The following is a 7,303-nucleotide window of genomic DNA, read 5'->3' as shown; positions in this document are numbered from 1 at the left end:
TGCGGCGCGGTGTCGGACCCGTTCGGCCAGGGCGGGGCACAGGCAGCGGCGGCGGCGCTGAACATTCCGTTCCTTGGCGCGATCCCGCTCGACATCACGATCCGTACCGCGTCCGACGCGGGCACCCCGCCCGTGACGCTGGCCGAGGGCGAGGGCGCCGGGCCGGCCGCCTTCAGTGCCATCGCCGCGCAGGTGAATGCCTGGCTTGCGCTTTGATTGGGGCGGTGCCGGCCCGCTCCCCTAAGAAGACACTTTCGTGGATACCGAAAACGGGTGTTTCGCGTTCGTGGAGCCCTCCCCCGATCCTACAGCATGTGCATCAGGAGCGGCGCGCCGACCAGGCTGGGGGAGCCGGCAAGCTGCGCGAGCGCGGCCGAAACCGCGCTTTCGGGCGCCTCATGCGTCACGATCGCCACGAGCACGCTGCCATCGCCCGATCGGCCGCGCTGGATGAGGCTCTCGATCGAGACGCCTGCGTCGCGCATCGCGGCGGCAATCTCGGCCAGCACGCCCAGCCGGTCGGCAACCATGAAGCGCAGATAGGCGCGCCCCACCCGCTTGCCGCTGTCGGCGGCGGGCAGCATGCCGAGTGCGGCGGCCGGCATCGCATAAGGCGGGCCGAATTCGCCGCGCGCAATGTCGATCAGGTCGGCCACCACGGCGGACGCCGTCGGCCCGTCGCCCGCGCCCGCGCCCTGGAACAGCAGGCGGCCGACGAAATTCCCCTCGGCCACCACCGCATTGGTTGGCCCGGTCACATGCGCCAGCGGATGGTCCAGCGGCACCAGATGCGGGTGGACCCGCTGGAACAGCCCGTCGCCGCCGGCTTCCGCCAGCGCGATCAGCCGCACGCGATAGCCAAGCGCGGCGGCTTCCGCGATGTCGGCGGCGAGCAGCGCGCGGATGCCGCCCGTCTCCACCGCGCCAAAGGCGGGCGCGGTGCCGAACGCGAGACTCGCCAGGATCGACAGCTTGTGCGCGGCGTCCACCCCGTCAATGTCGAAGCTGGGGTCGGCCTCGGCATAGCCCAGCGCCTGCGCCTCGGCCAGGACATCGGCAAAGTCGCGCCCTTCGGCCTCCATCTTGGAGAGGATGAAGTTGCACGTGCCGTTCAGCACGCCATAGACGCGCTCGATCGCATTGGCGGAGGCGCCCTCGCGCAGCCCCTTGATCACCGGCACGCCGCCGGCCACCGCCGCCTCGAACTTCAGCGGCGCGCCGGCCGCTTCCGCCATCTGCGCCAGTTCAAGCCCGTGATGCGCGATCATCGCCTTGTTGGCGGTAACGAACCCCTTGCCCGCGCCCAGCGTCGCGCGCGCCAGCGCCAGCGCCGGGCCATCGGCGCCGCCGACCAGCTCCACCACCACATCGGCCGGTGTCTCGGCCAGGCGGGTGGTGTCATCCACCCAGCCGAAGCGGGCGATATCGACGCCGCGATCCTTGGCCCGGTCGCGCGCGGAAACGGCGACGATCTCGATGGGCCGGCCGGCGCGCCGGGCGATCAGCGCACGGTTCGCATCGATCAGCCGGATCACCCCGCCGCCCACGGTGCCGAGCCCGGCAAGGGCAACGCGCAAAGGCCTAGTCTCGTTCGTGGTCTCGTTCATGGCGCCCCCGGTGGCGGCGCCGGCGGACCCCGTCAAGCCTTGACCAGCCCGATCTCCACCAGCCGCTCATGCAGATAGTCATGCGCGGTGATGGGCGCGGGATAGCGATTGGGGTTGGCCGCACTAATGCACCCCGGCAGCGTTTCGATCAGGAAATCGGGCGCGGGGTGCAGGAAGAACGGCATCGAATAGCGCGAATGGCCGCGCCGTTCGGGCGGCGGGTTCACCACCCGGTGGGTGGTGGAGGGCAGCACATGGTTGGTCAGCCGTTGCAGCATGTCGCCGACATTGACGACCAGCGCGCCTTCGGGCGGCTTGATCGGCAGCCAGTGGCCGTCGCGGTCCAGCAGTTCGAGCCCCGCTTCCTCCGCCCCCAGCAACAGGGTGATGAGGTTGATGTCCTCATGCGCGCCGGCGCGCACCCCTTCGGCATCGGCCGGGATGGGCGGATAATGGAGCAGCCGCAAGATGCTGTTACCGTCCTTCACCGCCGGCGCGAACCAGTCCGGCGCCAGCCCCAGATGCCGGGCAATGGCGGAGAGCAGCACATCGCCCGCCCGGTCGAACGCGGCGAACAGCTCGGTAAAGGTGTCGCGGAACGCCGCCGGGCGGGCGGGCCAGATATTGGGCGCCATCAGATCGGCAAAGCGGTGGCCGGCGGGCAGATCGCGCCCGACATGCCAGAATTCTTTCAGGTCGACGACATCGGCGCCCTTGGCGATTTCGGTCTTGAACGGGGTATAGCCGCGCGCGCCGCCACCGCCGGGCACGAAATAGCCGCGCTTTTCCTCCTCGCCCAGCGCGAACAGCGCCTCGGTCTGCGCCCAGGCGCGCGCGACCAGATCGGCGGGCACGCCGTGATCGGCGACCACCGCAAAGCCGAAGCGTTCGAACGAATCGCCCAGCGCCTGGGCAAAGCCGTCCGGGTCGGTCGCATTCTGCGTCAGCGACAAGGTGGGCAGGGTTTCCAGCGTATCGGGCGCGTCGGCCATGGCAGCAGCTTTCTTTGGGCAGGGTCTGCCTGTGATATAGGCCGTGGTGCCGCCGCGCGCCAAGCCCGGGGGTTGGTGGTTTTGGGTTTGTGAGCCGCACCGGCCCGATTAACCCTATCATCGCGCTGGAGCCCGTCACGCCGATGAAACGCCTTGTCATCGTCTACAACGCCAATGCCGGCATGGTCGCCGGGGTGATGGACAGCGTCCACAAGCTCGTCTCCCCCGCCACCTATCCGTGCCAGCTGTGCGCGGTGACCTATGGGCTGGCGCGGATGCGGCGCGAATGGCGCGCGTTTCTGGCGGAACTGGACATGCCGCTGCTGTTCCACCACCGCCCCGATTTCCGCGCGACCTTTCCCCAGGCGGCCGACTGGCCCCTGCCGCTGGTGGCGGTGGAGGCGGACGGGGAGCTGACGACGCTGGTCAGCGCTGCCGATTTTGCCGCCATCCCAGATCTGGCAACGCTGATCGCCACGATGCGCGCACGGCTGGGCATGGCGGCGGCAGGGCCGGACGCCCCAAAAAGCGACTGATGCGACCGGTTCAGCCCGAGGCGAGCCGCCCGCTGCTGCGGCCATCGGCCAGCGGGGCGAGATCGAGCCGGAACGGCGCGCCGTCCCGGTCATGCCCCACCAGATTGGGGCCATGCGCGGTCAGCTTGAACTCATGCGCGCGCAGCATCTGCAGGAACCAGTCGCGGGTGTGCGGCGGATCGAACGGGCTTTCAAAGCTGATCATCGCCTTGCCCATATCGGCCCCTTCATGCGCGCCGACCATGATGCTGGTCACCTTCGCGCCGGGCGGCAGCATGGCCCCCGAAAACGGGATCGAAGCGCCGTTGCTGGCCAGCTTGGGCATTTCCGCGCGTGGCGCGGCCTTCAGCGCCTGCATCGTGGTGGCCGACGGCATGGACTGGCCGCAGCCGGCAAGCCCTACGCACGCGATCACGGTCAGGATCGAACGGCTCATCACGCGATGCTCCTTGCTGTTCAGCGGCTTTGGCCATGATCGGCCCCCGGCCGCCCGGCGTCAAGCAGGGCGACCGCGGCGAGCCGGCAAACTGCGGCGTGACGGCGGCCGCGCAATGGGGCATGGCGCCGCGCATGGACGCGCAGAGCACCCTTGCCGAACGCCAGTCGGCGCCGATCGGCTTTGCCGAATTCGTCGCGCTGGTCGCCGCACTGATGGCGCTGGGGGCGCTGGGCATCGATGCGATGCTGCCCGCCCTGCCCGCCATCGGCACCGAGCTGGGCGTGGGCGTGGAGAATCAGCGCCAGTTCGTGATCAGCGCCTTCCTGCTGGGTTTCGGCCTGGCGCAGCTGGTGCACGGGCCGCTGTCTGACCGGTTCGGCCGGCGCGCGGTGCTGATGCCGGCGCTGGTCACCTATGCGCTCGCCAATCTGGTCGCGGGGCTGTCGGGCAGCTTTGCGGTGTTGCTCGCCGCGCGCTTCGCCTCGGGCCTGGCGGTGGCCGCGACCCGGGTGGTGACGGTGGCGATGGTGCGTGACTGCTATGCCGGGCGGCCAATGGCGCGGGTGATGAGCCTTGCTTTCATGGTGTTCATGGCCGCACCGGTGCTGGCGCCGTCGCTGGGCGAGGTGATCCTGTGGTTCGGCAGCTGGCGGCTGATCTTCGTGATGATCGCCAGCGCCGCCGCGCTGGTTGCCGCCTGGTTCGCCTGGCGCCTGCCGGAGACGCTGCGGCCAGAGGCGCGGCTGCCGCTCTCCCCGGCGCGGCTGTTCGCCGGGTGGCGCACCACACTCACCGAGCGCGCGTCGCTGGGCTATACGCTCGCGTCCACGATGCTGCTGGGCGCGCTGTACGGCTTCATCAATTCGGTGCAGCAGGTGGTGCGCGCGCTGGCGGGCGATGATCGCTATCTGGTGCCGGTGTTCATCGCGGTCGCGGGCACGATGGCGCTGGCGAACCTCACCAATTCGCGGATCGTGCTGCGGCTGGGCACGCGGCGGATTTCGCACAGCGCGCTGGTGGCGCTGATCGCGCTGTCGTTCACCCATCTGGCGATTGCGCTGGCCGGGCTGGAGACGATCTGGACCTTTGCCGTGCTGCAGGCGCTGACGATGGGCTGTTTCGGGCTCGCCACCGCCAATTTCGGCGCGATGGCGATGGAGAAGATGGGCGGCATCGCCGGCACCGCCTCCAGCGTTCAGGGGTTCATCACCGTCACCACCGGCGCGGTGGTGGGCGCGCGCATCGGCCAGGCGTTCGACGGGACGACGGTGCCGCTCTACACCGGCTTTGCGGTGGCGGGCGTCGCCGCGCTGCTGGTGGTGGCGATCACCGAGCGCGGCCGGCTGTTCGCCCCGCACGCGGGATAGAATTAGGGTTTGGCGCGGTGCCAGCCCGCTCCCCCACCCGGCCACCCACGAGTGTATCCTGATGGGAGGTCGGGTGGGGGAGCGGGCCGGTGCCGAAACCACATCAACTCCCACTCCCCCACCCCGCGCCCGTCAATCTGTCATGTCCCGCGCCTAGGCTGGTGCCGGTTCGGCCGAGTCGCGCCGGCGTATCTGTGCGGCTCTTCTACAAGCGTGATGGAGACAGGCGATGATGACGGGCTTTGACGGCGTGGCGGACGCAACCGGCGTGGAAGACGAGGTGCTGACGATCGCGACCGCAGACGAGGGCGGCGAAGGTGAAGAGGAAGCCGGCGACGAAGAGGCCGATGAGGATGCCGACGAAGGCGAGGATGACGACGACAGCGATGACGATGACGATGATGATGATGATGATGATGACGATGACGATGAAGCCGCCGGCGACGACGACGGCAGCGACGCCTGAGCCACGCGGATGAGAGCGGGGGCGGGTGCCGCTGGCCGGTGCCCGCCCCTTCCGTGCCCCGCCCCGCGCGCCTTGCCCGCCGCCACCGCGCGCGATAGGCTCGCCAAAACGGGTGGAGGAGCGGGCAATGCGCAAACAGATGATGGCAGCGGCCGGGGTCGCCGTGCTGGCGGCGGGCGTGATGGCGGGCATCGCGCCCGCACAACAGACTGGCGCACAACAGGCTGGCGCGCAACAGGCGGCGCCCGCGACCACGACCGCGCCCGCCACCACGGCCGAGACGCTGGTCGCCGCGCGCCAGGCGGGCTTCCGGCTGATGGGCGCCAATTTCGGCCAGCTGCGCGCCGCCGCGGCCCGCGGCGATGACGTGAAGCCGCTCGCCGGGCCTGCGCGCGCGATCGCCGGCTGGGCACGCGCGATGCCGGGCCTGTTCCCGGCCGGGGCGACCACGCCCAAATCCGAAGCGCTGCCGAGCGTGTGGAGCGACCGCGCCGGCTTCGAAACCGCCGCCGGCGACCTGGCGCGCGAGGCGATGAAACTGTCCGACCTCGCCAAGGCCGGCGACACGCCGGGCTTCGGCGCCCAGCTTCAGGTCGTCGGCGGCACCTGCGGCGCCTGCCACAAGAAGTTCAAGCTGGAAGAGAAGAAATAGGGCGATCGTGTCGCGCCGGGCTCATTTGCCGGGCGGCGCGCGCGTCGTGTTTCGACAGGGGCCTTGTCGGGATCGTGCCGGCATGGGCAAAGCCCATGCCGTCGGTCGGCGCTTTGGGCGCCGCCGGCCGGGCGCGCCGCCGGGCGCGGGGATTAGCGGCCGCTAATCCCCGCGCGGCGCGCCTCACTCCGCCGCGATCCCGGCCTTGGCGAACATGTCCTCGCCCTCGCCTGCCTCCTCGTTCGCGGCCTTGCCGAGCTTCACTTTCTGGCGCTTGTCGAAGCTGTCCCACACTTCGTTCCAGTTGCCGCGCGTTGCGCCCTTGGAATATTCGGTCGCGCGCTGTTCGAAGAAATTGGCGTGCTCCACCCCGTTCAGCAGCGGCGCGAGCCAGGGCAGCGGGTGTTCGTCGATCATGTAGACCGGCTTCAGCCCCAGCTGGCCCAGCCGCCAGTCGGCGATGTAGCGGATATATTTCTTGATTTCCTTGGGCGTCATCCCCGTCACCGGGCCCTGTTCAAAGGCCAGGTCGATGAACGCGTCCTCCAGCCGCACCGTCGTCTGGCAGACATCGACGATATCGTCCTTCACTGCCTTGGTCAGGCACTGGCGTTCCTTCACGAATTCGTGGAACAGGCGGACAATGCCTTCGCAGTGCAGGCTTTCGTCGCGCACGCTCCAGCTGACGATCTGGCCCATGCCCTTCATCTTGTTGAAGCGCGGGAAGTTCATCAGCATCGCGAACGACGCGAACAGCTGCAGCCCCTCGGTAAAGCCGCCGAACATGGCGAGCGTGCGGGCAATGTCTTCATCGCTGTCGACGGTGAAGCGCTGCAGATAGTCGTGCTTGTCCTTCATCTCGGCATATTCGAGGAACATGCCATATTCGCTCTCGGGCATGCCGATGGTGTCGAGCAGGTGCGAATAGGCCGCGATGTGCACCGTTTCCATGTTGCTGAACGCGGCCAGCATCATCTTGATCTCGGTCGGCTTGAACACGCGGCCATATTTGTCGTGATAGCAGTCCTGCACCTCGACATCGGCCTGGGTGAAGAAGCGGAAGATCTGGGTGAGCAGGTTGCGCTCATGCGCCGACAGCTTCTGCGCCCAGTCGCGGCAATCCTCGCCCAGCGGCACTTCCTCGGGCATCCAGTGGATCTGCTGCTGGCGCTTCCAGAAATCATAGGCCCAGGGATATTCGAAGGGCTTGTAGGTCTTGCGGGCGGAGAGGAGGGACATGCAGG

General features: G+C 68.9%; 9 protein-coding genes. 5 read left to right on the top strand and 4 right to left on the bottom strand.

All coding sequences use genetic code 11. The features are described 5' to 3' along the window. A partial coding sequence (locus tag K2Y03_RS09280) for a P-loop NTPase (protein ID WP_294090273.1) occupies positions 1–216 on the top strand: 216 nt, incomplete at its 5' end. A gap of 89 nt (positions 217–305) precedes the next feature. On the opposite strand, the gene K2Y03_RS09275 is transcribed toward K2Y03_RS09280, so the two are convergent. Together K2Y03_RS09275 and K2Y03_RS09270 are read right to left on the bottom strand one after the other, a co-directional pair. Next, positions 306–1,607 carry a homoserine dehydrogenase gene (locus tag K2Y03_RS09275; RefSeq protein WP_294090271.1) on the bottom strand — a complete coding sequence of 434 codons (1,302 nt, stop codon included), beginning with the start codon at positions 1,605–1,607 and terminating at the stop codon, positions 306–308. A gap of 32 nt (positions 1,608–1,639) precedes the next feature. After that, entirely contained in the window at positions 1,640–2,599 is a 960-nt protein-coding gene (locus K2Y03_RS09270; protein WP_294090269.1) for a 2-oxoglutarate and iron-dependent oxygenase domain-containing protein, read from the bottom strand. Between the two features lie 143 nt (positions 2,600–2,742). On the opposite strand from K2Y03_RS09270, the gene K2Y03_RS09265 reads away from it, so the two are divergent. After that, positions 2,743–3,135, top strand: coding sequence for a hypothetical protein (locus tag K2Y03_RS09265; RefSeq protein WP_294090268.1), 393 nt, complete (start codon positions 2,743–2,745; stop codon positions 3,133–3,135). 10 nt (positions 3,136–3,145) lie between these two features. Here the strand turns inward: K2Y03_RS09265 and K2Y03_RS09260 are convergent, their stop codons facing one another. Beyond that, positions 3,146–3,571 (bottom strand): hypothetical protein, encoded by a 426-nt coding sequence (locus tag K2Y03_RS09260; protein WP_294090267.1) that lies wholly within the window; start codon positions 3,569–3,571, stop codon positions 3,146–3,148. Positions 3,572–3,606: 35 nt separating this feature from the next. Here K2Y03_RS09260 and K2Y03_RS09255 point away from each other — a divergent pair, with 35 nt between their 5' ends. From K2Y03_RS09255 to K2Y03_RS09245, 3 genes are all read left to right on the top strand, one after another. After that, positions 3,607–4,941, top strand: coding sequence for a multidrug effflux MFS transporter (locus K2Y03_RS09255; protein ID WP_367114767.1), 1,335 nt, complete (start codon positions 3,607–3,609; stop codon positions 4,939–4,941). A 229-nt stretch (positions 4,942–5,170) separates the two neighbouring features. Then, entirely contained in the window at positions 5,171–5,407 is a 237-nt protein-coding gene (locus tag K2Y03_RS09250; protein ID WP_294090266.1) for a hypothetical protein, read from the top strand. Positions 5,408–5,534: 127 nt separating this feature from the next. Continuing rightward, a complete protein-coding gene (locus K2Y03_RS09245) occupies positions 5,535–6,059 on the top strand; it encodes a cytochrome c (RefSeq protein ID WP_294090265.1) in 525 nt (174 codons plus the stop codon). Between the two features lie 183 nt (positions 6,060–6,242). Here the strand turns inward: K2Y03_RS09245 and K2Y03_RS09240 are convergent, their stop codons facing one another. After that, on the bottom strand, positions 6,243–7,298 hold the full coding sequence (locus tag K2Y03_RS09240; protein ID WP_294090262.1) for a ribonucleotide-diphosphate reductase subunit beta: 1,056 nt from the start codon (positions 7,296–7,298) through the stop codon (positions 6,243–6,245). Positions 7,299–7,303: the final 5 nt, after the last annotated feature.

It is taken from the genome of Sphingomonas sp. (genome assembly GCF_019746015.1).
In the GTDB taxonomy this organism is placed as follows: domain Bacteria; phylum Pseudomonadota; class Alphaproteobacteria; order Sphingomonadales; family Sphingomonadaceae; genus Sphingomonas.
This window is presented reverse-complemented; position numbering and strand designations above follow the sequence as displayed.